Raw genomic sequence first — 26799 nt, 5'->3', positions numbered from 1 at the left:
GCAATCGGCTTCTTTTCTTATATCTTTTGCTCAGGAGGATTTTTCATGAAAATCATTGATGCTCATATGCATATCTCAAATATCCAAAGTTTTAAGCAAACGGCTGAGACATTATCATTTGTCGACTACTCGATTGCCGGCCTGCAAAAAGAATATGAAGAAGAGGGTGTTGTCGCTGCAGTAGCCATGGGTGTAACAGAAACAAAACCTGGGGGTTTTCCTGATCCCGATGCAAAAACGCCAATGGGAATTGATCTCGATGGGCCGGTTCCAAAAGAGTTTTTTTATTGTCCGGGTATAAATCCAAATAAATTGAATGATCAGAACCTGGTATTGCTTGAAAAATCGCTTCAGGATCCGCAGACTGCGGGAATTAAAATCTATTTAGGATATTATCCCTATTACGCCTATGACAAAGTTTATGGACCTGTATATGAGCTTGCAAAAGCGTACCGGCTTCCAGTTGTCTTTCACACGGGAGATACATACTCAGAACGCGGACTTTTAAAATACAGTCATCCGCTTACACTTGATGAAGTGGCAGTCGAAAACCGCGATATCCAGTTTATGATGGCGCATTTGGGAGATCCGTGGGTGCTGGACGGAGCAGAAGTTGTCAATAAAAATGATAATATGTTTGCAGATTTGTCCGGACTGATTGTCGGCACAGAAAAGGACATTTCAGATAAAAAGAAAACAAGGTTTTTTGATCATCTGATGCATGCCTTATCATATTGTGAACACTATGAAAAGCTTATATTCGGTACGGACTGGCCATTAATTGGCGTCAAGCCGTTTATAGATTTGTATAAGGAAATAATTCCTGAGGAGCATCACGAAAACTTTTTTTATAAGAACGCGCTGACATTATTTCCAAAATTAAATACAGTTTTAAAAGAGGATTCTTAATTGCGGATGCTTAATAAAAGGATAGGGATAGTTTGAATACTAAACAAAGGGGTAGTCATATATGAGGAGAAAAATTGCATGGGTAACTGACAGCACCGCAAGCATAGATGCAGAGCTGAAAGATCATCCAGACGTCTTCTGGGTGCCGATGGTGATCTGCATAAATGATGAAGAATATCTTGACGGAGTGAATCTTCAGGCTGATGATCTATATGTCCTATTAAAAGATTCATCTAATGCCATTACTACCTCACAGCCGCCTCCAGGTGCATTTGTCGAGCTGTATACTAAGCTTGCAGAGGACTATGATGAAATAGTTTCTATCCACTTATCCAGTTTGCTTAGCGGTACATATACTTCTGCTGTACAGGCTGCTGCTGAAGTAGACATTCCTGTAACTGTTGTCGATTCTCTGACATTATCAGAGCCTTTGACAAGGCTGATTAAGGCAGCGGTAAAAATGCATGAATCCGGGCTTGAACCGGATGATATTGCATCAAAGCTTAAAACACTCCGTGAAAATCACCGCACATATGTCCTGATCGGCGATTTAACAAGGCTCCATAAGAGCGGCAGAATGTCAGGGACACAATATTATCTGGGAAGTCTATTAAACATACAGCCAATCATCCGCGTGGAATCAGGCAAGCTCTCCACAGCAGAAAAAGTAAGATCAGAGAAAAAAGGGTTTCAGTATATTATCAATCTAATTAAAGAAGGAAATCAAAATCACGCCATTCATGAAATAGCAGTTTTATTCAGCTCCAAACTCGGCAAGTCTTCTAAACTGTATGAAGTCCTTCAAAAAGAGTTTCCTGACATCCATATCAAACTTGTTCCGCTCTGTACAACAATTGGAGTTCATACAGGAGAGGATGTCGTGGGCGTGACATGGTTTGAAGAATAGGAAGTGTCAATGTGAAACAAATAGCAGAAAATGTAGAAAAGTTTGTTAAAGCCCGCCTTGAAACAGAGGGGACGGGGCACGATTGGCTCCATATTGACAGAGTCCGCAGAACGGCTCTAAACCTTGCAAAAAAATACTCGTGTGATTTAAGGATTATCGAACTATCCGCTTTATTGCATGATTTAATCGACGACAAACTGAGTGATGACATCCGGATGAAAACGGATGAGGTTGCAAATCTCTTGAGAGAAGAAGGACTCGATCCTGATTCGATTCAGGAAGTTCTGACCATTATTTCAACCATTTCTTTTAAAGGCGGAAAAAGGAGAGCGGTTTCTTCAATAGAAGCACAGATTGTCCAGGATGCAGACAGGCTGGATGCGATGGGCGCAATTGGCATAGCCAGAGTCTTCTCTTACGGAGGTTCAAAAGGAAATCTAATCTATGATCCTGCAATTCCAGCACGTAACAGCATGACCTACGAAGAATACCGTACAATTAAATCAACATCAATCAATCATTTCTATGAAAAACTGCTGAAGCTAAAGGATTTAATGAATACGGAAGAAGGCAAAATGCTCGCGCTGCAGCGTCACCAGTTTATGGTCGACTACTTGTCTCAATTTTTTCTTGAATGGGAAGGACCGAACAGAGGGTTATAAGCCGGGTTCTGTAAATGGCATGAACTCTTTTTGCTATGTTAGAATGATTGCAGAGATTAAACAGGGAGTGACATGGCTTTGAATATCAAATCGATTGAACCGACTCCAAGTCCAAATACGATGAAAGTTATTTTAGACGAAGAGCTGCCAGGCGGAAAAAGCAATAATTATAAAAAAGAAACTGCAGAAGGAGCGCCTCAAGTCATACAGGAAATCCTGAAAGTTGAAGGTGTAAAAGGTGTTTATCATGTTGCAGATTTCCTCGCTGTAGAGCGCAATGCGAAATTTGACTGGAAGGAAATTCTCCCCAAAGTCCGCGCTGCCTTTGGTGAAAGTGTTGAAGCGGGAGCAGAAAACAAACCTCAAATCAACGAACATTTTGGAGAAGTGAATGTGCACATTCAAATGTTCAGCGGAATCCCAATGCAGGTGAAGCTTTCGGACGGGGAGACTGAAAAAAGATTCGGATTGCCGGAACGCTTTCAAAAAGCCGTTTTACAGGCACAGCAAAATGCAGATAACGTCGTTCTTGAAAGAAAGTGGAAAGAACAAGGCGTCAGATACGGAGATTTTGATGAAATCGGCAAGGATGTTGTTGAAGAGCTTCAGGCTGCGCACAGCGATGAACGGTTAACAAAAATGACAGAAGCACTACTGCAAAAAGATAAAGCAGAACAGGTTCCTGCCCGCAAATCGTATGAAGTTACCATGAATATGCTTGATGAACCCGATTGGACTGTCCGGTATGCGCATCTGGAGCAGATGAACCCGAAAGAAAGTGATTTGCCCGTTTTAGACAAAGCGCTGAATGACGAGAAAGCGTCCATACGCAGACTTGCTGCTGTCTATTTAGGAATGATTGAAGAACCAGCTGTTCTTCCTTACCTTTACAAAGCATTGAAAGATAAATCCGTAACGGTCCGCAGAACAGCGGGAGATTGTCTCTCAGACATTGGTGACCCAAGTGCCATGCAGGAAATGATGCTTGCCTTAAAGGATAAAAACAAGCTTGTCAGATGGAGAGCGGCCATGTTTTTATATGAGGTAGGCGATAAAAGTGCTCTGGAAGCCTTAAAACAAGCTGAAAATGACCCTGAATTTGAAGTCAGCCTTCAAATCAAAATGGCGATAGAACGAATTGAAGGCGGAGAAGAAGCGAAAGGCTCTGTCTGGAAGCAAATGACGGAAAGCAGAAAGTAATTAGAAAAAAAGACTAAATCAGCTAAAATGATTTAGTCTTTTTGTGAGTGAAAAAGGCTCTTTAAGCAACCTAAAAGGTCGCATGATGCTTCGGGGTAGCGGAAATACATGGGTTCTAGGGGCCTGTATGAGGCCCTAAACCAGCTCAAATCCAGAAATCGGGTAATCATAGAGCCGTATGGTGCCAAAACTATAAATCGGGTAATATTCTTGTTGCTGTTATGTAAAGAAGCAGCTTTTTTTCTTTGAAAAGAGCATGATATGAAACTTAATACCTGAATGAATACCATGCATTATGTACGCAGGCACTAATTTTGGAAAAAGGATGGATGAGCGGATGACACATTCCCCTAAGGATGCATTTGATAAATTAGCCGGTATTTATGAACGGCAAGTAGATCAAGACAGCCCATACAATACGGATTACGAACGACCTGCGATGCTGAGCATGATTCCAGAACAACTGGAAGGCTTGGCTATCCTCGATGCCGGCTGTTCAGCAGGCTGGTATACAAAAACGTTTCTTGAAAAAGGCGCTGACGTAACAGCTATAGATATCAGCCCGGAAATGGCGAAGGCTGCAAGACGGAGAACAGGAGGCGCGGCCCGTATTATTTGTCATGATTTAAATCAGCCTCTTCCATTTGAAAATCATTCTTTTGATATGATTTTCAGTTCACTCACTTTGCATTACTGTAAAGACTGGTTTCCTATTTTTAAAGAGTTCAGCAGAGTGCTGAAGCCAAAAGGCCGGCTTGTTTTTTCCACGCATCATCCATTTATGGATTTTAAACTTTTTAATTGTGAAAACTACTTTGAAGAAGTGCTGCTTCATGACACTTGGGAGAAAGCGGGTTCAACTTTTGAGGTCAGCTTTTACCGAAAACCGATGGAGAAAATTGTAACCGAAACAAGCCGTTTTTTTGTTATAGATGAACTGTTTGAACCAAGGGGTACAGAGAGCTTTAAGAAAAATCATCCAGCGAACTATGAATATGTCATGACGAACCCTCATTTTCTTATCATAAAAGCAACATCAAGAAAACTGGAAGATTAGGGGCAAAAGAGGAGATAAAATTAATGATTATATTAAAAAGCGAAAGAGAAATTAACAAAATGCATGAGGCAGGCAAACTGCTCGCTTCATGTCATAAAGAAGTGGCTAAGTTAATTAAGCCAGGTGTCACGACACTTGAAATTGACGCTTTCGTAGATGACTATCTAAAAAAACATGGAGCAACAGCAGAACAAAAAGGCTATAAAGGGTATGAATATGCAACTTGTGCTTCTGTAAATGATGAAATCTGTCATGGATTTCCCAGTAAAAAACCATTGAAAAACGGTGATATTGTCACAATCGATTTCGTCGTTAATTTAAATGGAGCATTGGCTGATTCTGGCTGGACACATTCTGCAGGCATTATATCAGAAGAAGCGCAAAAGTTAATGGATGTTACTAAAACAGCCATGTATAAAGGGATTGAGCAGGCTGTCATCGGCAATCGCCTCGGTGACATCGGCCATGCGATTCAGTCTTACGCAGAAGGTGAATCTTTTTCTGTCGTACGAGACTTTACAGGTCATGGCATCGGGAAAACGATGCATGAGGAGCCGACCGTGCTTCATTATGGCAAACCAGGCAAGTGGCTAAGGCTGAGAGAAGGGATGGTCATTACAATAGAGCCAATGTTAAACGCAGGCACATGGTATTCTAAAATGGATGATAACGGCTGGACGGCACGGACAGTCGATGGGAAATTGTCTGCTCAGTATGAACACACTGTTGCGATTACAAAAAACGGCCCGTTTATTTTAACAGAACAATAAGGTCTAGGAATGAAGCGTACCTCTGTAAACCTTAAACAGAGGTCGCTTTTTTTTCTGTCAAGGAGGCTTGATGAAGGAGCAGATTTACAATTCATGCTGAATTTTGCTTTCTTAACATATTATTTTTGTAAATTATGCGAATATTGTTGAAATACTAAAGAATTCGGACTATAGTATATAACAATACAAATTTAACGGGGTGAAGAAAGTGAGCAAAAAAGATCTTAGAATTAAAAGTAAAGTAATCAGCGATGATATGAAACGAATGCCAAACCGTGCCATGCTTCGTGCGGTAGGACTTAAGGATGAGGACTTTCAAAAGCCGATGATCGGCATTGCCTCTACGTGGAGCGAAGTCACTCCTTGCAATATACATATTGATAAGCTTGCAGAGCTGTCTAAAAAAGGTGCCAGTTCAGCTGGCGGTGCAGCACTTATTTTCGGCACAATTACTGTTTCTGACGGTATCTCAATGGGAACAGAGGGCATGCGCTACTCTCTTCCAAGCCGCGAAGTCATTGCAGACTCGATTGAAACAGTTGTCGGAGCTGAGAATTTAGATGCCTTTGTTGCAATCGGGGGCTGTGATAAAAACATGCCGGGCTGTATGATCGCAATTGCGCGTGCCGAGGTTCCGGCTGTTTTTGTATACGGCGGAACGATTAAACCTGGAAGATTAAACGACAAAGACATTGATATCGTTTCTGCATTTGAAGGGGTAGGGAAATTTAATAACGGTGATATTGACAGCGACGGATTGCATCAGATTGAATGCCATGCCTGTCCTGGTGCGGGTTCCTGCGGAGGAATGTATACAGCAAATACGATGGCATCAGCTATTGAAGCAATGGGAATGAGCCTCCCTGGCAGCTCATCTAATCCTGCTGAATCAGAATTTAAAGAAAATGATTGCTATGAAGCAGGCCAGGCTGTTTATCGCATGCTTGAACAAGACATTTATCCAAAAGATATTATGACTAAAAAAGCATTTGAAAATGCCATCACAGTTGTTATGGCTCTCGGAGGATCTACAAATGCCATTCTTCATCTAATGGCGATTGCCCATTCCATTGATGTAGATCTATCTCTTGAGGATTTTGAGCGCATCCAAAGAACCGTTCCTCACATCGCCGATCTAAAACCAAGCGGAAAATACGTGATGCAGGATCTGCACGAAGCGGGCGGTGTGCCTGCTGTTATGAAGCTTTTGCTTGAGCATGGCTTGATTCATGGAGATTGTTTAACGGTAACAGGAAAAACAATTGCAGAAAATCTTAGTGAGCAGGAAGGCCTGAGAGAGGGTCAAAAAGTCATTTATCCCCTTGAGCAGGCATTGAGGAAAGATGGCCCGCTTGTTATTTTAAAGGGGAATTTATCTCCAAGCGGAGCAGTTGCCAAGGTTTCTGGCCTAAAAGTAACGAAAATGACAGGTCCAGCAAAAGTATTTGATACAGAAGAGGAAGCAACAGAAGCAGTATTAACAAATGAAGTAGTTGCAGGCGACGTTCTGATTATTCGCTACGAAGGGCCAAAGGGCGGTCCTGGAATGCCTGAGATGCTGTCTCTTTCCTCTATCATTGTAGGGAAAGGGTTAGGAGAGAGTGTTGCTCTTCTAACAGATGGCCGCTTCTCTGGAGGCACTCATGGCCTTGTTGTAGGCCACATCACTCCTGAAGCTCAAGTAGGCGGACCGATCGCTCTTGTGAAGTCAGGCGACTTAATTACGGTTGATAGTGATAAGCGTGAGCTTCGTCTCCATGTTTCTGATGAAGAATTAGCAGAAAGAAGACTTACTTGGTCTGCTCCGCCGCTTAGAAAGCGCGGAGTATTAGGAAAATATGCAAGAACTGTTTCATGTGCTTCGCAGGGTGCAGTTACAGATGCATTTGAAGATGTTAAGGAACCGCAGAAAACACACTGAGGCTCGTTTGTTGAATTGTCATTCCTCCTGTAGTATTCTTTTACTACACGCGAAGGTTTAGGAGGAATGATTATGTCAATGGCATATGAAGAATATATGCGTCAAATGGTGAAGCCAATGCGCGCTGAGCTTTCGAACGCAGGGTTTAACGAATTAACAACGGATGAAGATGTAAAAGCATTTATGGAACGTGCTGAAGGTACGACATTGGTTGTTGTGAATTCTGTCTGCGGTTGTGCAGCAGGACTTGCAAGACCGGCTGCCACTCAGGCTGTTATGCAGGCAGAGCATGCACCAGATAATCTGGTGACAGTTTTCGCTGGACAGGATAAAGATGCTACAGCTGCGATGAGAGAGTACTTTGAAGGCTATGAACCTTCATCTCCTTCTATGGCACTTCTTAATGGAAAAGATGTGGTTCACTTTATTCCTCGTCACGAAATTGAAGGCAGCTCAATTGAACATATCATGGAAAATTTATTAAATGCATTTGAAGCTAATAAATAATGGAAAGGATGCCTATTAGGCATCCTTTTTTATGAATGAAGCGTGATACGGAGTGAAAGACTTTGATTGTAACAACAGCAGGCAGGACAAATCTTGAGATGATCAAACTAGCGGAAGAGATTTCTTCTGATTTAAAAGCTGAATATAAAGCCCGAAAAAAACGATCCATAGCCAAAATGAAGGAAGAATATAATTCGGATGTACTCGTCGTAGGGCAGAACCGGCTGGAACTCCATGAGAAAGGGAATACAGATCCTTTCTTCTTCCATCCTAATTCAGCCATGTTCCGTCTGAAACGATTGCAAAAAAGGGAGAGCGATCCTTTAATTTTTGCATCAGATTTAAAAGAAGGAGATCGTTTTTTAGATTGCACATTGGGACTTGGATCCGACAGTATAATAGCAAGCTACGCGGCTGGTGAAACAGGAATGGTCACAGCAGCTGAAGCGAATCATCTCGTTGCTTACCTCGTTGAAAAAGGTCTCAGCAAATGGGAAACAGGAATGGAAGAATTTGATAAAAGTATGCGCAGAATCCAAGTTGTAGGAATGAATCATGCAGAATATTTACAATCCTTAGACACAAATTCATATGATGTTGTCTATTTTGACCCAATGTTTGAGGAGCAAATAGATGAATCACACGGGATCGAACACTTAAGGTCCCTGAGTGTGCATCAGGAGATTACAGAAGACATTATCAAAGAAGCAAAACGGGTGGCTAAAAAAAGAGTTGTTTTAAAAAACCATTACAAAAGTTCCGCTTTTGAAAAACTTGGCTTTCATGTTTATAAACGAAAATCAGCGAAATTCCATTTTGGTGTGATAGAAATAAAAGATTCGTGAAAAATAGGATGAGGAGGTGCTTATCTAATGTCAAAACGCAAAAGTGATCCATCAAAATCACAGCTTGGTTCGCCTGAAGTTGAAGGTCAGGGGACGACAGTAAGTGAAACAGGCCGCAAGCAATCTTCAGCAAATAAAAAGCAGAAACAGTAACAGATTAAAAAAACTCATGGCGAGCGCCATGAGTTTTTTTAATCTGTTATTTCTGCGAAAATAAAATATGCCAGAGTCACGAATGATGCAATAATAAACACTGATTCAAAACCCATTCTGATTCACTCCAATAGTGTGAAAGTATTTTATTTCCACCGTCTTCTTTAGTGTAAACTTTTTCATATCTTTTTAATACCCTTTAAGGCACTAGATTTTCTTTTTTTGCGAAAAATTTCTATAAATTTAGAATTTATCTATGATAGAATAATAGTATAATAGGAAGACTGGGAGGAATAGAGAACATGTTGAACAAATGGATGCGGAAAACGCTGGTCATCTTATTTACTATTGCAACCTTCGGATTGGTCGCTCCTCCAGCTGCCCTCACAGTCGAGGAACATTCCTCTGAAGATTCAACCGCTAAATTAACCAACTCAGACAAACACTTTTTTACAGATGAAACCGCTTACTGGCAACAGCCTAAAGAGTCCTGCATTTCAACTTTTGTTGAAGCAGCCGAGGTTCAGTCCTTTCAAAAATTCGGAGACAGAATCGGAACCGTCATTGAGGATGAATTCAGGCAGATCATTCTTCCGAAAATAGAAGAAGCCATAAAACAATATGTTGATGAGTACTCTGATGAAGATATTCAGGATTTGGCCATTTCAAAAAAACCTGCAGACGGCAAAGGCGAGAAAATCTTTCACCTGTATAACAAACAGACAGGACAGGATGTACTTAGATTTCATGTCCGCCGCGATCATCCGCCAAAGCAGGGGTATTGGTTTAATTTTCATTATCATACGCACCACGATTCTTTTCAAAAGCATCATGAACTTGGCAGCATCTACTGGAATCAGAACATGCCGCCAAATTGGATGACACATTAAAGGGGTGCAATGGCCATTGAGCAAATACACAATCGATGAAATGGTGAAAACGACGAAAGAAATGCTGAATGACAGGGGTGTTACATTAGAGGATATCGCTGATATTGTGATGACCCTTCAGCGAAAATACATCCCGAATATTACACTTGAAGATTGTGTTGAAAATGTAGAGAAGGTCCTTAATAAACGTGAAATTGTGCATGCTGTGCTGACTGGTCTTGCCCTTGACCAGCTTGCTGAACAAAACTTGCTTCCGCAGCCGCTGCAGCATCTTGTTGAAACAGATGAACCTCTTTATGGCATAGATGAAATTATTCCGCTTTCCATCGTAAATGTATATGGCTCTATCGGATTGACCAATTTCGGTTATTTGGATAAAGAAAAATTCGGAATCATCAAAGCTCTGGATGAACACAGCGGAAATCGCGTGAATACATTTCTTGATGATCTGGTTGCAGCACTTGCCGCTGCAGCAGCAAGCAGAATGGCACACCGGGCCCGGGATATTGCAGATGGCAGACAGACTCAGGCTACTATATAAAGATTAAATCCCCTGATTTTATATCATGGGCTTTTTTTATTTTAGTTGAAACTTTTCTAGCGCCCAAACGTATTAAACTTCGGAAGGCTGAATAAATAAATATGTATATATTATGACTAACGATCAAAATACTTAACAAGCAATCTTTTATTAAGTATAATGAAAAAGTTAACGTAATGTTTAGGAGGAAATGGTAGATGTCAATTTTGCAAGGAATGCTTGACACGTACGCACAATTTTTCGATTGGGAAATGTGGGGACAAGTCCTTACAGATCCGGTTTCATGGGGACTTATTGGTACATTAGTTATTCTCGAAGGGTTATTATCCGCAGATAACGCTCTTGTACTGGCTGTAATGGTAAAACATTTACCTGAAAAGCAAAGAAAAAAAGCGTTATTCTACGGTTTGCTTGGAGCATACATCTTCCGTTTCATTGCTATCGGTGTCGGTGTATTCTTAATTAAACTATGGTGGGTCAAAATATTTGGTGCCGCTTATCTCGCTTGGCTTGCTGTCAAATACTTCATGGATAAATCAAAAGAAAATGCTGAAGGTGAAGAAGAGCAGGGCGGCATTAATAAAAAGGGCCTTCTTATCCGCCTCTTCGGAACATTCTGGGGAACAGTTGTTGCAGTTGAATTGATGGATGTTGCATTCTCTGTAGACAGCGTTCTTGCTGCATTTGGAGTCAGCGAACAAGTCTGGGTTCTTCTTTTAGGAGGAGTGTTCGGAGTACTGATGATGCGCGGAGTAGCAGGTGTTTTCTTGAAATTAATCGACAGAGTTCCTGAACTTGAAACAACTGCTTATATTCTTATTGCTTTTATTGCAATCAAAATGGGATTAAGCGTTGCAGGCGTTCATATTGAGCACTCCGTATTCTTCATCATCATTCTAGTGATGTTCGCAGGTACATTTGCTCTTAACTATTTCCGCAAAAAATCAAGCCAAAGCAACAGCACTGGCGTATGATCCGTCATTAAAAAAGCCGCAATTGCGGCTTTTTTTATTTGCCCTCGCTTTTCTAAAGGATTCCTCTGAAATATAAATAAAAAATGGATATCAGTCCGATTGATGTGAGTCCGTCGAGAACCATGTAGCTTTTAAGCGTCATAACTTCAATCATTTCTTGTGTCAGCTGCTGCTTCTGTTGATAAGGAATATTCTTGTTTATTAGCATCCTCATGTTTTTTCACCCAATTTCCATGATAATTTCCATCATATGGTGAAGTTTGCATAAAAGTTACAGAGTCTAATGTCTGTTCGGCATAAAATCAATATGTTACTATTTTCATATATATTGTTCGTAAAAGTCAGAAAATCCTTCAAGGAGTTACATATATTATGAAAATCAACCTGCTTGTTCTTATCATCTCGCTCATAGCGATGTTTTCAATCTACCAATTTGTTTTTGCAGATGCTCCGTCAGGCAGTCTTCTTGAAGATCATTCGCTTTCTTCTAAGGTCTCGCTATCATCAAGCTCAGCGCTTTACAAAATGGTTTATGTACCAGATCATTCCTTTTCAGAAAAAGATGCAGAAGTTATGCTGAACCATTTAAATCATGTTCACCCTATCATTTTGACAAAAGCTCTTCAGCAAAACGTGACAATTAAATTGTTTACAGGGAAGTTGACTGATGAGGAGGGTCTTGAGCATTTATCAGGACGAACTCCCCGGGGCTATGGAACGGAATCAGACTGGGACACCGTGCCTGGAATGACGGAAGATAATAGAGTCTTTGTCAAAATTGGCCACAGTCAATATGGCCAGGGACATGGATCTGTCTCGCTTGAGCTTCATGAGTTTGCACATGCTGCAGATCGGAATGTGTTTTCAAACATAAGAAGCAATCCTTTTTATTTGAGTATATGGAAGCAGGAGGCCGGCCTGCTCTTTTCAGGTAAAACATACTTTGAACGTTTTCCTGAAGAATATTTTGCAGAGATTTTTGCCATGTATTATTTGAATGAAAAAACAAAAGATGAGCTGCTTCATAAGGCTCCGCTGTCTTATAGATTTATTTCGAAACTTCACAAAACGGTAGAAAACTAGAGAAACTTCCTATACAATTATCTCTAGTATCTAAACGAAGGAAGTGTCTTTAAATGAAGCAATATTTGGACTTATGCAAACACGTGCTGCAATCTGGAATCGTAAAAGAAGACCGGACAGGAACTGGAACAATCAGCACATTCGGATATCAAATGAGATTTGATTTAAAAGAAGGATTTCCTCTTTTGACAACGAAAAAGCTTCACTTGAAGTCAATCATACATGAACTAATCTGGTTTTTGCGGGGAGATACGAACGTAAAATACCTGCAGGAAAATGGAGTGCGCATCTGGAATGAATGGGCAGATGAAAATGGCGAGCTTGGTCCTGTATACGGACATCAGTGGCGCTCATGGACAGGGGCGGACGGTCAGACGGTTGACCAGATCTCAAAGCTGATTAACCAAATTAAAAACAATCCTGATTCACGCAGGCTCATTGTGAGTGCATGGAATCCTGCAGATGTCGATGAAATGGCACTGCCTCCATGTCATTGTTTTTTTCAATTTTACGTAGCTGACGGCAAGCTGTCCTGCCAGCTTTACCAGCGTTCTGCAGACGTTTTTCTTGGTGTGCCATTTAACATTGCATCATATGCATTATTAACAATGATGGTGGCTCATGTGACAGATTTAGAACCAGGAGAGTTTGTTCATACATTTGGAGATGTGCATATTTATAAAAATCATCTAGAACAGATAGACCTTCAGTTAACCCGTGATGTACGGGAGCTTCCAAAAATGAGACTGAATCCTGATGTAAAGTCAATTTTTGATTTCACATATGAAGATTTTACATTAGAAGGCTATGACCCGCATCCTCATATTAAGGGAGCAGTCAGCGTATGATTTCAATGATTGTGGCGATGGATGAAAATCAGTTAATAGGACGCAACAATGATCTTCCTTGGCGGATACCGGCAGATTTGGCTTATTTTAAAAAGGTTACGATGGGACATCCCATTTTAATGGGAAGAAAAACGTTTGATTCGATCGGAAAACCTCTGCCTGGCAGAGAGAATATCGTTCTTACTAGAAATGAGCAGTATTCACATGAGGGAGTTAAAGTCATTCATTCTTTAGATGAAGTGCTCGTAAATGAAGCTTATGCAGATCAAAATGTCTTTATCATCGGCGGAGCTGAAATTTTTAAAGAGTGTCTTCAGTCAGCAGACAGACTGTATGTGACTAAAATTTACGAAACGTTTGAGGGAGATACTTATTTTCCTGAGTTTAAAGAAGATCTTTACAAAATCATTCATCGGGAAAAAGGTCCAAAAGATGAAAAAAATCCGTATGATTTTGAATTTATTGTTTTTGAAAAATAGAAGATGCAATCCAAAGCCTCTCACTTTATGAGAGGCTTTTCTTACGCACATCTGGAGGAAGAAACAAGATGCTGAGAATGTTATTTACCTTCATGATTTTGTGTTTGTTGACCGCAAAAAAAAGATGACAGGCTGTTCTTACTTTAAAAAGATGGCGTGGAAAAGCTTTAGGCGGGTCATTCCCTGATTATTTTTCCTGAGGAACATGAAGCTCAGGAGAAGATTTAATCGAGTTCAAAACAGGTGCATGGCGCATGGCAGCGGGAGCCGGCGTTCCAATCGTTCTGTAGCTATTGACGGGGCCTATGTCAATATGGGAAAGTATGGCGGCTAGGGTTTAAACCTTCAAACGTAAATGTAAGAGTATATAAGCTATTCTTGGCAGAAGACTATTCAGGAAATGATTTAAAGAAAACAGCTGAAAGAATGAAGGATTATAATCGCAAAAACTCTCAAAGGCAAAGCCATATGAGAGTTTTTTATATTACCTATATAAATGGTACATCCGGTATATAGAACAGGACACAGAAAAACATTGCTGCACTGCCGGCTAGAACAAAGCCGTGCCAGATGGCGTGGTGATATGGTATTTTTCTCCATACATAGAAGATCGCTCCGATCGTATACAGCAGTCCTCCAGTAAGGAGCAGCGCAAATCCCTCAGGACTTAAAAATGCATATAGAGGTTTTATGGCGATAATAATCAGCCATCCCATCAGGATATAGGCAAGTGTTGATAAAATAACAAACTTCTTAACGAAGAAAATTTTCAGCACGATTCCTGCGATTGCAAGTCCCCATACAATACCAAGCAGGGTAAAGCCAAGTGTTCCCCGGAGAGGAACGAGCAGAAACGGCGTATATGTGCCTGCAATAAGCAAATAGATGGCGGAATGATCCAGAATTTCAAAAACATCCTTTGCCTTGCGGTGAGGAATTGCGTGCAGCAAGGTTGAAAAAAGATATAAAAGGATCATGGTTGCGCCAAAGATTGAAAAGCTGACTATATGCCAGGCGTCACCGTACTTTGAGGCAAAGATGATAAGATAGACCAGTGCGGGTATACTTAGCAGGACACCAATCCCATGTGTTATGGCGTTTGCAATTTCTTCTTTAATCGAGTACTCCATTTTGCGCTGCCTCCTTATTTATCGTTTGAAGATTTTCCGTTAAGGACTGAAGAAAATCCAGGCCTTCAAGTGTAATTTTCGTTCCCGCACGCCCCCGTCCTTTTGTCACATAATCATTTTTCTCTAGGAAATCGAGTCGATGCCTAACCTGCTGAGGGGTTAGAGGGTGACGCGAATTCTTGCTGCTGTCAGAGATCATTCTTCGGCTTGCAGGCTCCCCTTCCTCATTGCTTGAACGGATGCATTCCAGAATAAAAAGATATTCTTGTTTGTCCATTAGAGTCAACGGCTTATCCTTTTGATTTTTTGGTTCTTTTTTCTGTTTGGCAGACTCCTGCGACATAAATGGTTCTTTAGGAAGATCGTGCAGCTGAATGGAACGGCCGTCACAGACTGTTAGTAAATAATCAATAGTATTCTTAAGTTCCAGCACATTTCCAGGCCATTGATATTTCGTTAGAATGTCCAAAACCGTTTTATCCATGCGGACGTCCTGGCCCCGCTGCTTTATAAATGAAGCGGACAGGATAGGAATATCGCTGCTCCGTTCGTTTAAAGACGGCAGCGTCAGCTTCAATACGTTAAGATAATAGTAGAAGTCTTCGCGCAGGCTCCCTTCATCAATTAACGCTTTTAAATGAACGGTTGATGAGGCAATAATTCGTACATCCACCATACCAGGCTTTGAGGATCCAATTCTCTGCACTTGTTTATCCTGCAGAACACGAAGCAATTGCGCCTGAAGTTTCATACTCAGGTCTGAAATTTCTTTAAGAAAAACAGTTCCGCCATCAGCTTTTTCAAAAAGCCCTTGTTTATTTTCGTGTTCATTGCCGAAAAGTTCATATTCAAGGACATCTTCTGAATATGTACTGCAGTTTATTGCCGCAAACGGCTTTTGTGCCCGCTCTGACCCATTATGGATGGCATTCGCAAACAGTTGCTTGCCGGTTCCGGTTGAACCTTCGATAATTATCGGCAAATCTGCTTTTGCGAGCTTTTTAGCTATATATTTTTTTTCAATGAAAAGTGGATGGTCTCCAATAATATCATCAAAATAATAAGCGGGTGCATGTTTTTCGATGATTTTCAGCTCCTTAAATGATTAATTGGGTTTATTATAACACCCAAACACAACTAATTGGAACCAATAAGATTTATTTTTTTAGAAAATTTTGAGATGAAAGCGTCAGGCAAGTTGAATGAACTGGGTTTACCTGAGGATGAAATGTAATGGTGCTAGTGGAAAAAAGGATTGAGGCATCCAGCATCAATCCCTTTATAACTATTCCAATAACTTCTTAAACTGTGGCTGGTTTTCAAACTGTTCCCTTGACCTGTTTTCACTGATCCATTGTGTTCATTCGTGTGCGGGGTTAAAACCTTGCCGTCCGGATCCTCATTCTGATCATAAAACGGCCATTGTCTTCATCTGCTACAACAAAACAATGAATGGCTCCCCGGCATTCTTAAGTTCAAATTCCAAGAAAATAACCACCAATGTTAAGAAATTATGAGAATTTTTTAATAATAACTTTTAATTATGAATATTCATGATATAATGTTCCAATTAAATCATTGATGCAGAAAGGATTTTACCCTATGAAACAAATGATGAATCTTGAACCCGCCATTCATGTGGCAGACATCTTAAAGGCGCACCATTTGTTAAAAGATGTTGTCATTCATACACCTCTTCAAAAAGATGAACGCCTTTCTGAAAAATATGATTGCAGCGTCTATTTGAAAAGAGAAGATCTTCAGATAGTACGTTCTTTCAAATTAAGAGGCGCCTATAACAAAATTAAACAGCTGACAAAAGAAGAAACCGTTAATGGCATTGTTTGTGCCAGCGCCGGGAATCATGCGCAGGGGGTAGCCTATTCTTGCAAGCAATTGAATATTCACGGCAAAATCTTTATGCCATCCACAACCCCTAGACAAAAAGTATCCCAGGTAGAGCTTTTCGGACGAGGGCATATTGAGATTATACTTACTGGCGACACGTTTGATGATTCATATAAAAAGGCAAGAGAATGCAGCGAGTCAGAGAATAGGGCCTTTATTCATCCATTTGATGATTTAGAGGTCATCGCCGGACAGGGAACGATTGCCATTGAAATTCTTAATGACTGCGATGCAGAGCTTGATTACGTATTTGCAAGTATTGGAGGAGGAGGACTGATATCAGGTATCGGGACTTATTTTAAACAAGTTTCCCCGGGTACAAAGGTCATTGGAGTTGAACCAGAGGGGGCACCTTCTTTTGCGGAATCGATTACAGCCGGAGAAGTGGTGGAGCTTGAAAATATTGATAAATTTGTGGACGGAGCAGCAGTGAAGCGGATTGGAGATCACAATTTTTCGATTTGCAGACAGACTGTAGATGATCATATCCTTGTGCCGGAGGGAAAAGTTTGCACCACGATTTTAAGCCTGTACAATGAGAATGCAATTGTTGCCGAGCCTGCAGGTGCTCTTCCAATCGCTGCCCTTGATTTTTACAGAGACGAAATCAAGGGGAAAAACATTGTCTGTATTGTGAGCGGAGGGAATAATGACATTGGCCGCATGCAGGAAATGAAAGAGCGCTCGCTGATGTATGAAGGGCTGCAGCACTATTTTATTGTGAATTTTCCTCAGCGCGCCGGCGCACTTAGAGAATTTCTCGATGAAGTGCTCGGTCCAAACGATGACATTTCCAGATTTGAATATACGAAAAAGAACAATCGCGACAGCGGACCTGCATTTGTTGGAATTGAGCTGAAAAACAAAGAGGACTACACGGGTTTGCTGAATAGAATGCAGCGAAAAGGTTTTCCATTTACTGAAGTGAAAAAAGACAGCAGTTTATTTCATCTTTTCATCTGATTTTTTTAATGAAAATTTTAGCCTTTACTGACACAATTAGACAGACTTCTGCTTTTAGTTGGGTTATAATATAAGAAACGGGTGAAAAAGAGGATTGATAACTTGTTATTCAAGAGCCTAGAGTTCAAGCTGTTAAATGGACATAAGGTAAAAATCACAGACATTCCAGTATTGGAGGAAGATAATCAATACCGATTTCTCGTTCAAATCCGACTGCAGACGTTTTTATCAAAGATCACAGCACAGAACCATCCAAACGATATTTATTCGTTCAGGGATTACTTGAAAAAATCAATAAAGTGGCCAGATTATGAAGCCATTTATCAACCTGACATTTTAAAACATAACGCGTAGCACGCTGTAAGACCGCATAAACAACTTGCGGTCTTTTCTTTTGTTAAAATGAGAATTGAGGGTATAATACAAGATAGTTAGATTATTAGGGAAGTGATACCGTTGACAAAGGTTAAAATTGTGACTGATTCCACAGGAGATCTAAGTCATGACATGATCGAAAAATACGATATTAAAGTAGTTCCGCTGACGATCGTGATAGACAATGAGTCTTATCTTGACCGTGTGGACATAGGGCCGGAAGAATTTATAAAAAAAATGAAAGAAGCGGACGAGCTTCCCAAAAGCTCTCAGCCGCCTGTTGGAAAGTTTGCACAAGTTTACGATGAACTCGGTGCAGACGGCAGCAGTATCATTTCTATACATATGACCGGGGGCATGAGCGGCACCGTTCGTTCAGCCGAAAGTGCAGCGGGCATGACAGATGCAGATGTTACCGTAATCGACTCCATGTTTATTTCAAGGGCACTGGCCTTTCAAGTGATTGAAGCTGCAAAAATGGCCCAGGCAGGTGCCTCCAAACAGGAAATTCTCGAACGGATTGAACACATTCGCAAAAACAGCCAGCTTTTCGTAACGGTAGATACACTTGAAAACCTGGTGAAAGGCGGCAGAATCGGCAGAGGCAAAGCGATGATTGGCTCACTTCTTAATATCAAGCCGATTGCTTCGCTTGCAGATGGCGTTTATACCCCTGTCACAAAGGTGCGGAGCCACTCACAAATTGTGAAATTTCTCGTCAAACAGTTCGCTGAAGATGTGAAAAACAAAACAGTAAAAGCTGTTGGCATCGTGCATGCAGATTCATTAGCGCTTGCAACAAACTTAAAAAATGCTCTCCTCGAAATGAATGCAGACTATCCAATTGAGATATACTACACAACGCCTGTTATTTCAACACATACTGGTCCAGGTGCCATAGGATTTATGTATTTTGCTGAATAGTTTGAAAAACACATGGACAATGCCATGTGTTTTTTTATGGGGTCTTTCGTGAGGTTGTTCACATTTATACGGAATTAAATTTGAAAGTATCGGAATTAAATTTGAAAGTATCAGAATTAAATTTGAAAGTATCGGAATTAAATTTGAAAGTATCGGAATTAAATTTGAAAGTATCGGAATTAAATTTGAAAGTATCTGAATTAAATTTGAAAGTATCGGAATTAAATTTGAAAGTATCGGAATTAAATTTGAAAGTATCGGAATTAAATTTGAAAGTATCGGAATTAAATTTGAAAGTATCGGAATTAAATTTGAAAGTATCGGAATTAAATTTGAAAGTATCGGAATTAAATTTGAAAGTATCGGAATTAAATTTGAAAGTATCGGAATTAAATTTGAAAGTATCGGAATTAAATTTGAAAGTATCGGAATTAAATTTGAAAATATCGGAATTAAATCTGAAATATCGGAATTAAATTTGAAAGTATCGGAATTAAATTTGAAAGTATCAGTATTAGATCTGCTGATTACCCCGTTCACCGAATTGCGGTTAAATTTAACTATGACGCTTTTATTGCTGACTTTGAGAGCATCATGAAGGGAGGATAATTGTGTCAATCATTTGAACTGTGTAACCACTTTCAAGCATGTGCTTCCCAATCTCTTAATGTTTTGTTAAACTTTTCATATTGGATTATAAAGGAAAGGTGACTCCCTGCAATGAAAAAACACTATATACTATTACTTTTACTTACTATTACTCTCTTATCAGGATGCGGTTCCAGCGGTATAAAAGGAGCTCTTAATTATGAAATTGCTGATTTTTCCTACATAAATCAGGATGGAAAGCCAGTCGGTTTGAATGATCTAAAAGGGGAAATCTGGGTAGCAAATTTCATTTTTACAAGCTGTGATACGGTTTGTCCGCCAATGACGGCGCATATGACAGAATTGCAGAAGCAGTTGAAAGAAGCTGGATTAGATGTGCGGCTCGTCTCATTCAGTGTTGACCCTGAAGTGGACACCCCAGAGAAATTAAAGGAATTTGCAGGCAGATATCCTCTTTCACTTGAAAATTGGGATTTCCTGACCGGGTATTCTCAAAAGGAAATCGACAACTTTGCAAAAAGCAGCTTTAAAACGATCGTTCAAAAGCCTGAAGGACAGAATCAAGTCATTCACGGAACATTGTTTTATTTGATTGATCAGAACGGCAAGGTCATGAAAGACTATGACGGAGTAGAAAATGTAGATTATGATGAAATAATTGATGATGTAAAAAAGATACAGTAATGAAAAAAATCCGCAGATTGCGGATTTTTTTGCTCCATTACAGATAAAGTTTCGATATTTCATGATATTCACCTATTGGATTTACCGAGAATACAATACACCTAAATTGACAATCCAATCAAAGAGGTGAAGCGAAAGGATATGGTTTCATATATGGATTATACTTCTCCATCCGTTCAATACACGTTTGACGTAAATAAAAGCACCTTATTTAAAAAGGACAGCAGCAATTATATAAACGTCTTACATATATTGGTCCTTATAAAAACTGCGGACAAGAACGTGCAGGAAATACAAAACACACCTGTCATCAAAATTATCCACATCAGCCTTATTGGCAATCATATGCACCTGCTGGGTACTATACTGGGTATTAATAGAGCAATATGATTCTGGTTCTGCAGCCATCAAATAGTGTAATTAAAAGTCATGCGGCTAAGAATATTTGAGCACTTTCAGATTATTAAACCACAGGCCGCTTTTGTTTTTAAGAATGGATCTCTTTGATAGCGGCGATTCCATAATACCTGCTCCTTTCATCAACTGCTCAAATTTTTTAATCTGTTTTTTTACATATGCGCAAATCACTGTATGAGATGTTAAGTATATAAGCGATAGAAAAAACGCTATTTTTCTGAGAGGAAAAATAGCGTTTTTTATTTTATTACAAAGAATGGTTCCTTCATTTATTGAGAATCAATCGAAAACAGGGAAAAGGATGAAAAAACAGCTTTCCTGATGGTTCAGCTTAAGATTCAATATCACTGCGGAAATATACAGTATAACCTGCCATGATGAGGCATCAATCTTAATTGTATGGAAGCATAAATGAATAGTGCTGATGCTCATCCGTTTTTGCTGTAACTGTACGCAAATACATGATATAATCATAGGCTAAAAGAACGGTGCAAGGGGATGATTACGATACGAAATCTGTTTATTTTGCTCATGGGATTACTGATGCTGCTTTCCGGCTGTAATGCATTATCAGGGAATCCTGCTGATATGGCTGCAAAACCGGTCAATAATAAAGAGCATCTGATGAAGGAACCCATCCCCAAAAACTTTGTCCCCAGTAATTTAAATATAGTTGCTATAGGAGATTCATTAACCGCCGGTGTAGGAGATGCCGATAATAATGGAGGCTACGTCGGCGATGTCAGTGATTTGCTGCAGCGCGAAGAAAACATTTCGTCTGTAGATGTGTCCAATTTTGGAGTCAGAGGTCATAAAACGACCGATTTGATAAAAGTTCTTGGAAATGAAAAAGTCATTGAAAAATTGAGAGATGCCGATATCATTATGATGACAATTGGCGGAAATGATATTATGAAGGTTACACGCAATCATATTATAAACCTTAAACTTGAACCATATCGCGAGGAACAGCCTCTATTTGAAAAACGGTTCAAAAAAATAATGAAGACGGTCCGGACAGCAAACCCAGATGCAGTCATTGTATATACAGGTTTATATAACCCTTTTAAATTTATGCTCCCTGAGCTCAGTGAAATTGACACGATTGTAGAAGAATGGAATCAGACATCAAACCGCATTATCATGGAAGACGGAAATGCCATTTTTGTCCCTACCCAAGACCTCTTTTCTAATAAATCGGTTGGGAAACTTCTCTATATTGATGAGTTTCATCCGAGTGAAACAGGGTATTCATTAATAGCAGACAGAGTATACTCAAGCCTCTCAGACTAGATTTAAAAAGATTGGATGATTACTGTATGAGAAAATGGAAAACAGCCTTTATTGTTTTACTCAGCTTAAACCTTATCTTTCTGCTTTTTATCATCGTATCACCTTTTCTGCCTGCTGAACGGCCTCAGACAGAGACAGCAGAGCTGACAAGCTCAGATACGATTCCTTTTACCGTGAGTTCTTCAAAAAAAGATCTAAATCTGCTGATTAATTATTACCTGGTTAAAGAAGCAAAAGCAAAAGAGCTGAATTACCGCGTAGAACTTGACAAAGAAGTGAATTTATACGGCACCGTAAAAGCATTCAATAAAGACGTTGATCTTACTCTTTCCTTCGATCCTCAAGTGAAAGAGGACGGCAACATGCTGCTTAAAGTGAAGCAATTATCTATAGGCCGTCTGCCTATACCTGTTCCGTACGTGATGAGCTATATTAAAAAGACCTATCCATTGCCGGAATATGTATACATTGATCCGAAAAATGAAAGCATTGATGTTCAAATTACAGAACTTAAATTTAAAAATAACCTGCGTGCAAAAGCAGAATCATTTGATCTGAAAAATGACGATATAAAATTTAAATTGTATGTTCCAATGGATATTCAATACTGATTACGTTAAAAACACCATATTCTGACTTGAATATGGTGTTTTATTTATTTGAAAATCATTCAAAAGTCACCGAATGATTCGCAGCAAGTGAATTTAAGGCTGTAAAAATAAAAGAAAGCTATTTATGATGGGAACTTCATTATAAAAAGCAAACCCTTTTACAGATTCCTTAGTCCGATGAATAGGAATTAAGTCATATTTTCAGTGGATTAATAAGAATAAATGATAGTAGTAGGATCAAAATGAAGCATGTATACTTATGAAAGATTTAGTTGAAATTAGGCAGTTAGGACATGCCGGCAGAGGAGGCAGCTTCAATGCAATGTCATTATTGCGGAGAAAAAGAGATTGAAAAATTCTCAAACTACTGTCCGCATTGCGGAAAAAAATTATTTATGAATGACAGGGAACGGAAACTCTATCGTTTATCCAAACGTTCTTTATACATACTTCCTGCTGTGAGTTTTGTTTTAGTTTCAAGTCTATTATTTGCTGTATACGAGCATGAAGCAGCAAAAAATGAAGAAGTAGTTACGCTTCAAAAAAAAGCAGAGCAATCAGCTTTAGCAGGAGAATACAGTAAAGCACTTCAATATGCTGAAAAGGGCATCCAATTAAGAAGTGGATATGATGTGCTTAAACAGGAAAAAGAGCTGATTATGCTGATTCAGGAATATAATCAGGATTTAGAACAAATTAAAGAACATATTCAAAAAAGCAACTATGATCAAGCCTCAACAGAAATTGATTTATTAACCAGAATCATCAGCGGACATTCATCTCCCCTTTACAGCCGCCTGCAGTCTGAACTCAGCAAGGCAGATATGAATGTAACGGTCGGAGAAATCAAAGAACAAATAAATGAACTGAATTCCATTGATCAGTTAGCTGAAAAACTTAAAGAGGTCACTGTTCTTGACGCAGCTGAAGCAGACATAGTGAAAGAACAAATCAAATCTAAAATGGTAATGATTGGTTCAGCGAATGCTGAGGAGGATTTAACTCAAAAGCAATTCAACTCAGCCATTGTGACAGTTGATAAAGCATTGCAATATGATGGGGACAATGAAAAGCTATTGTCTTTAAAAGATAAAATCCTTTCTGAAAAAACGGCTTTCGAACAGGCTGAACAAAAAAGGATAGAGAGAGCTGTTACAGTTGCAAAAGAGGAAAAACGCTTAAAAGATGAAGCTGTTAAGGTTTTAGAAACAAAAGTGACAGTAGATGAATTCGGAGATGCAAAAACTTCAGGAAAAATTAAAAATACTTCTAAATCTGCCATTCACTCTATAACCGTCCAATTCACGGTTTCTGACAAAGATGGAAAAGAGATTGAAAGAGGCAAAACAAACGTCTATCCGAATGAATTGAAACCGGGAAAAGAGGCAGCATTCGAACACATCACATATGGCGTAAATGACGATGTTGTTTTCACTATTGAAAATATCATGTTGTACCAAGACTAATCGTTTTTTTTTGCAATCAGCTTTGTGAAGTATTTATTAAAGGATAAGAAAGGCAGGAATATGAAAAAAAACTGGATAATAAGCATCACATTGTCTATTCTAATTATTTCAGCAGGGGTTTTTGGCTATTTCCGCATTCAGTATTCTGCAGCAGATAATGTATTCGCCGAGTCAGAAATCCTCCTTGAAAACAAGGAAAAGCAGAAGGAGACAGAACTTGAATTAAAAGAAATTATCAGGGAAGCCCAAAAGAAGGTTGTCATGGTGGAGCTTGCAGATGGAACAGTTGGTTCAGGGTTTCTTTATAATAAAATGGGAGACATTATCACAAACGCGCATGTCGTAGCAGGTGTTAAAGATGTTAAAGTCAGAACCACCGATGCGAAAGGATTTAACGGGCATGTGATTGGAATCAGCACTGAAACGGATGTTGCGTTAGTGAGAGTAGAAGGATTAAAGAATCAGGAGCCGGTGCGGATATCAAAGCATCATGATGCAGAGCTTGGACAGGAAATAGTAGCGCTTGGAAGTCCGCTTGGTTTGCAAAATACTGTTACTACAGGGATCATCAGCGGAACAAATCGAGATTTTGATCTGCCTCCCTACAAGTATTCGGGAGTTCATCAGATTTCTGCACCTATTGGACCCGGAAACAGCGGGGGGCCCCTTTTGGAACGGAATGATGGACAAGTCATCGGAATGAATTCCGCCAGAATGGAAGAAGGAGAAATCGGATTCAGCATACCTATTGAAGATATACTTCCACTTGCAGAAAGCTGGTCACAAAACCCGATGAAATCTCTTCCAACAGATCTGGGTCTTGACGTTTCAGAGGAAATAAGTGAAAATAAAAAGTTAGAAACAGCAGAGTATTTAATCAGCTACTACATAGAAAGTATTGACTTCCACGACTATGTAACGGCCTATTCATTATTAGGGAGCAGTTTAAAGTCTGAAAGGTCATATGAAGCCTTTAGAAATCAGTTTAACGATTTGTTGTCTATCAAAATTCAACATCTCAATACAGAGAAAAAAGGTGAAAAGATTCAAGTTGATGCAGACGTAATCGCTGAGATCAAACAAAACGGCAATAAAGTTGAGCAGAAATATAAAGCTTCTTATATAGTGGCATATGAAAATGAACAGGCCAGAATAATCGAAGAAAAGAAAAAATGAAGAGGTGATGTGAATGAAAGATGTATATATGTTATTTAGTGTGGCAGGCTTATTCATTTCCATGTATTTTGGAGGAATAGCATATTTTGCCTATGTAGAGGAAAAAACGGATGAGGTGTTTATGAATGTCTCATATTGTGCAATTTTTCTGAGTGCAGCCGTTTATTCACTTCATTTAAAAGATGAAAAGAAAAGACGGAAAAACAATTAATCCATTACAAAGAGGAGGCGATATGCCTCCTTTTTGTCTATCGAACGATTATTTGCCTTCTTCAGTTTCTTCAGTTCCTTCTTCAGGTGCTTCTTCAGTAGTTTCTTCTTCAGTGCCCTCTTCAGTAGTAGTTTCTTCTTCTGTACCTTCTGTTTCTTCCATGTTGTCTTCTTCAGGTGCGTCCGTTTCTGTGTCGTTACAAGCAGTCATTAATGAGATTGCCAATAAAGAAGCCCCAACTTTTAATAGCATATCTTTCTTCATTTTCTTTTTCCTCCCTTGTAACCTATCTGAATGAGATTTTTTAACCTGCATGTCTGCTGGTCAAACTCATCATAATCCATTTTTGGAGGAAAAATGTCATTTTTACGAAAACTGAACATGCTTTTTACATTCGCTTAGTAATTTTACAATTTGTTAAAAAATAGATTTTTTATCCAATAGTGACTATAACTTCTAGCTGTGGTGTGCCATTTGCAAATCCAACTGCAAAAATCGTATAGGCTGTATCTGCTTTAAATTGAACTTTAGGAACAGTCAGGACGACATTGTCCGTGCCGGCAATACGAACTTCCAAATCTACTCTTCCTGGAGTCACTTTAATGTTTTTTGTAGCTTCGAGAAATGGAACATTTTTAAAAAGGATGTCTCCATTTTTAACTGCAATGTCAACAGCAGGAGCATCGGGAGATAAGTGGACAAACTTAACACTTGCTTCTCCTGCCGGCACGAACGTTCTGTCAACAAATGGAATCAGCCTGAGTGCAGATAGATTTCCTGCTGCCGCAATTGTGTAAGTGATTCCCGGCAGAAGCATATACATATCTGTCAGAACAGGGCGGTTTGTTGTTCCGGCAGCATATAGATCTACCCTGTACTGTCCTGCTGGAAATTCGAGATAGTCACTGATTTCTTTGTATTTTACATTTTGCAGAGTCAGTTTCCCGTTAATGTAAATATCTACAGCTGGAGCGTCTGGCGATGCATGAATCACTCTGACTCTTGACATTCCGGGCTCCAATTGAGCCTGCGGCAAACGTGCTGACTGATATTGCATGCTATACATCCATTTTTGCATCTCATTTAAATGTTTTTGATAATACATGACATGCTTCTGAGGATCGCTGTACTTGTAAAATTTGGCAAGCAAATCGTACATCATGGCTTTTTCGGCATATTTATTCTTCCCATTCATTTTAGCGCACTCCCATCTATTCATTCGTCATTAACATATGAGGGGAGATAGGTAAATGTCACTAATTTTATTTATTCCACTAAACCATGTT

31 protein-coding genes and 1 pseudogene are annotated in these 26799 nt (G+C 39.5%); 26 read left to right on the top strand and 6 right to left on the bottom strand.

Annotated features, from left to right (window positions below; genetic code table 11):
- Positions 1 to 45: 45 nt before the first annotated feature.
- The 13 genes from LIT25_16605 (at position 46) to LIT25_16545 (ending at position 11336) form a co-directional block, all read left to right on the top strand.
- Complete coding sequence (locus LIT25_16605; protein USK32218.1) at positions 46 to 909, top strand: amidohydrolase; 864 nt, start codon at positions 46 to 48, stop codon at positions 907 to 909.
- Positions 910 to 970: 61 nt separating this feature from the next.
- A complete protein-coding gene (locus LIT25_16600; protein USK32217.1) occupies positions 971 to 1816 on the top strand; it encodes a DegV family protein in 846 nt (281 codons plus the stop codon).
- An 11-nt stretch (positions 1817 to 1827) separates the two neighbouring features.
- A complete protein-coding gene (locus LIT25_16595) occupies positions 1828 to 2478 on the top strand; it encodes an HD domain-containing protein (protein ID USK32216.1) in 651 nt (216 codons plus the stop codon).
- Positions 2479 to 2556: 78 nt separating this feature from the next.
- Positions 2557 to 3678, top strand: coding sequence for a conserved virulence factor C family protein (locus LIT25_16590; GenBank protein ID USK32215.1), 1122 nt, complete (start codon positions 2557 to 2559; stop codon positions 3676 to 3678).
- Between the two features lie 337 nt (positions 3679 to 4015).
- Positions 4016 to 4735 carry a class I SAM-dependent methyltransferase gene (locus LIT25_16585; GenBank protein ID USK32214.1) on the top strand — a complete coding sequence of 240 codons (720 nt, stop codon included), beginning with the start codon at positions 4016 to 4018 and terminating at the stop codon, positions 4733 to 4735.
- A gap of 23 nt (positions 4736 to 4758) precedes the next feature.
- Entirely contained in the window at positions 4759 to 5505 is a 747-nt protein-coding gene (gene map / locus LIT25_16580) for a type I methionyl aminopeptidase (GenBank protein USK32213.1), read from the top strand.
- A 208-nt stretch (positions 5506 to 5713) separates the two neighbouring features.
- Positions 5714 to 7426 (top strand): dihydroxy-acid dehydratase, encoded by a 1713-nt coding sequence (gene ilvD / locus LIT25_16575; protein ID USK32212.1) that lies wholly within the window; start codon positions 5714 to 5716, stop codon positions 7424 to 7426.
- A 72-nt stretch (positions 7427 to 7498) separates the two neighbouring features.
- A complete protein-coding gene (locus LIT25_16570) occupies positions 7499 to 7933 on the top strand; it encodes a BrxA/BrxB family bacilliredoxin (GenBank protein USK32211.1) in 435 nt (144 codons plus the stop codon).
- Positions 7934 to 7995: 62 nt separating this feature from the next.
- Positions 7996 to 8778 (top strand): class I SAM-dependent methyltransferase, encoded by a 783-nt coding sequence (locus LIT25_16565; GenBank protein ID USK32210.1) that lies wholly within the window; start codon positions 7996 to 7998, stop codon positions 8776 to 8778.
- A 27-nt stretch (positions 8779 to 8805) separates the two neighbouring features.
- Entirely contained in the window at positions 8806 to 8931 is a 126-nt protein-coding gene (locus tag LIT25_16560; GenBank protein USK32209.1) for a YuzL family protein, read from the top strand.
- A gap of 305 nt (positions 8932 to 9236) precedes the next feature.
- A complete protein-coding gene (locus LIT25_16555) occupies positions 9237 to 9821 on the top strand; it encodes a YpjP family protein (GenBank protein ID USK36313.1) in 585 nt (194 codons plus the stop codon).
- Between the two features lie 16 nt (positions 9822 to 9837).
- On the top strand, positions 9838 to 10362 hold the full coding sequence (locus LIT25_16550) for a phosphatidylglycerophosphatase A (protein USK32208.1): 525 nt from the start codon (positions 9838 to 9840) through the stop codon (positions 10360 to 10362).
- Positions 10363 to 10559: 197 nt separating this feature from the next.
- A complete protein-coding gene (locus tag LIT25_16545; protein USK32207.1) occupies positions 10560 to 11336 on the top strand; it encodes a TerC family protein in 777 nt (258 codons plus the stop codon).
- 52 nt (positions 11337 to 11388) lie between these two features.
- Here LIT25_16545 and LIT25_16540 read toward each other — a convergent pair whose 3' ends face one another.
- The gene (locus tag LIT25_16540) at positions 11389 to 11550 is read right to left on the bottom strand and encodes a hypothetical protein (protein ID USK32206.1); all 162 of its coding nucleotides are present in this window, start codon (positions 11548 to 11550) and stop codon (positions 11389 to 11391) included.
- A 158-nt stretch (positions 11551 to 11708) separates the two neighbouring features.
- Between LIT25_16540 and LIT25_16535 the strand changes: the two genes are divergently transcribed.
- The 3 genes from LIT25_16535 to LIT25_16525 are packed head-to-tail and all read left to right on the top strand — an operon-like array spanning position 11709 to position 13746.
- Positions 11709 to 12419: a toxin gene (locus tag LIT25_16535; GenBank protein USK32205.1), complete on the top strand. Its 711-nt coding sequence runs from the start codon at positions 11709 to 11711 to the stop codon at positions 12417 to 12419.
- 53 nt (positions 12420 to 12472) lie between these two features.
- Positions 12473 to 13267: a thymidylate synthase gene (locus tag LIT25_16530; GenBank protein USK32204.1), complete on the top strand. Its 795-nt coding sequence runs from the start codon at positions 12473 to 12475 to the stop codon at positions 13265 to 13267.
- Positions 13264 to 13746 (top strand): dihydrofolate reductase, encoded by a 483-nt coding sequence (locus tag LIT25_16525; protein ID USK32203.1) that lies wholly within the window; start codon positions 13264 to 13266, stop codon positions 13744 to 13746. Before LIT25_16530 ends, LIT25_16525 begins: the two co-directional genes overlap by 4 nt.
- Before the next feature lie 488 nt (positions 13747 to 14234).
- Here the strand turns inward: LIT25_16525 and LIT25_16520 are convergent, their stop codons facing one another.
- Both LIT25_16520 and LIT25_16515 read right to left on the bottom strand, forming a co-directional pair.
- Entirely contained in the window at positions 14235 to 14876 is a 642-nt protein-coding gene (locus LIT25_16520) for a hemolysin III family protein (GenBank protein USK32202.1), read from the bottom strand.
- Positions 14860 to 15921, bottom strand: coding sequence for a sigma 54-interacting transcriptional regulator (locus LIT25_16515; GenBank protein USK36312.1), 1062 nt, complete (start codon positions 15919 to 15921; stop codon positions 14860 to 14862). Before LIT25_16515 ends, LIT25_16520 begins: the two co-directional genes overlap by 17 nt.
- Positions 15922 to 16478: 557 nt before the next feature.
- Between LIT25_16515 and ilvA the strand changes: the two genes are divergently transcribed.
- The 3 genes from ilvA (at position 16479) to LIT25_16500 (ending at position 19046) form a co-directional block, all read left to right on the top strand.
- A complete protein-coding gene (gene ilvA, locus LIT25_16510) occupies positions 16479 to 17747 on the top strand; it encodes a threonine ammonia-lyase IlvA (protein USK32201.1) in 1269 nt (422 codons plus the stop codon).
- A gap of 102 nt (positions 17748 to 17849) precedes the next feature.
- Positions 17850 to 18101 (top strand): YpmP family protein, encoded by a 252-nt coding sequence (locus LIT25_16505; GenBank protein ID USK32200.1) that lies wholly within the window; start codon positions 17850 to 17852, stop codon positions 18099 to 18101.
- Positions 18102 to 18203: 102 nt separating this feature from the next.
- Positions 18204 to 19046 carry a DegV family protein gene (locus LIT25_16500; GenBank protein USK32199.1) on the top strand — a complete coding sequence of 281 codons (843 nt, stop codon included), beginning with the start codon at positions 18204 to 18206 and terminating at the stop codon, positions 19044 to 19046.
- On the opposite strand, the gene LIT25_16495 is transcribed toward LIT25_16500, so the two are convergent.
- The gene (locus tag LIT25_16495; protein ID USK32198.1) at positions 18996 to 19586 is read right to left on the bottom strand and encodes a hypothetical protein; all 591 of its coding nucleotides are present in this window, start codon (positions 19584 to 19586) and stop codon (positions 18996 to 18998) included. The two genes, LIT25_16500 and LIT25_16495, sit on opposite strands and share 51 nt — an antisense overlap.
- A gap of 180 nt (positions 19587 to 19766) precedes the next feature.
- Here LIT25_16495 and LIT25_16490 point away from each other — a divergent pair, with 180 nt between their 5' ends.
- From LIT25_16490 to ypmT, 7 genes and pseudogenes are all read left to right on the top strand, one after another.
- Complete coding sequence (locus LIT25_16490; GenBank protein ID USK32197.1) at positions 19767 to 20339, top strand: SCO family protein; 573 nt, start codon at positions 19767 to 19769, stop codon at positions 20337 to 20339.
- 141 nt (positions 20340 to 20480) lie between these two features.
- Positions 20481 to 20591, top strand: a pseudogene (locus LIT25_16485) (cupin domain-containing protein).
- Positions 20592 to 21254: 663 nt separating this feature from the next.
- Positions 21255 to 22049: an SGNH/GDSL hydrolase family protein gene (locus LIT25_16480; protein USK32196.1), complete on the top strand. Its 795-nt coding sequence runs from the start codon at positions 21255 to 21257 to the stop codon at positions 22047 to 22049.
- Between the two features lie 26 nt (positions 22050 to 22075).
- Entirely contained in the window at positions 22076 to 22660 is a 585-nt protein-coding gene (locus tag LIT25_16475; protein USK32195.1) for a YpmS family protein, read from the top strand.
- A 317-nt stretch (positions 22661 to 22977) separates the two neighbouring features.
- The gene (locus LIT25_16470) at positions 22978 to 24126 is read left to right on the top strand and encodes a zinc ribbon domain-containing protein (protein ID USK32194.1); all 1149 of its coding nucleotides are present in this window, start codon (positions 22978 to 22980) and stop codon (positions 24124 to 24126) included.
- Positions 24127 to 24186: 60 nt separating this feature from the next.
- Positions 24187 to 25302, top strand: coding sequence for a S1C family serine protease (locus LIT25_16465; GenBank protein USK32193.1), 1116 nt, complete (start codon positions 24187 to 24189; stop codon positions 25300 to 25302).
- A gap of 13 nt (positions 25303 to 25315) precedes the next feature.
- Entirely contained in the window at positions 25316 to 25513 is a 198-nt protein-coding gene (gene ypmT, locus LIT25_16460) for a protein YpmT (GenBank protein USK32192.1), read from the top strand.
- Between the two features lie 48 nt (positions 25514 to 25561).
- Here ypmT and LIT25_16455 read toward each other — a convergent pair whose 3' ends face one another.
- On the bottom strand, positions 25562 to 25777 hold the full coding sequence (locus LIT25_16455; protein ID USK32191.1) for a hypothetical protein: 216 nt from the start codon (positions 25775 to 25777) through the stop codon (positions 25562 to 25564).
- Positions 25778 to 25946: 169 nt separating this feature from the next.
- Positions 25947 to 26708, bottom strand: a complete 762-nt coding sequence (locus LIT25_16450; protein ID USK32190.1) for a DUF4397 domain-containing protein — start codon at positions 26706 to 26708, stop codon at positions 25947 to 25949.
- Positions 26709 to 26799: the final 91 nt, after the last annotated feature.

Source organism: Bacillus sp. F19 (assembly GCA_023823795.1).
In the GTDB taxonomy this organism is placed as follows: domain Bacteria; phylum Bacillota; class Bacilli; order Bacillales; family Bacillaceae; genus Bacillus_P.
This window is presented reverse-complemented; position numbering and strand designations above follow the sequence as displayed.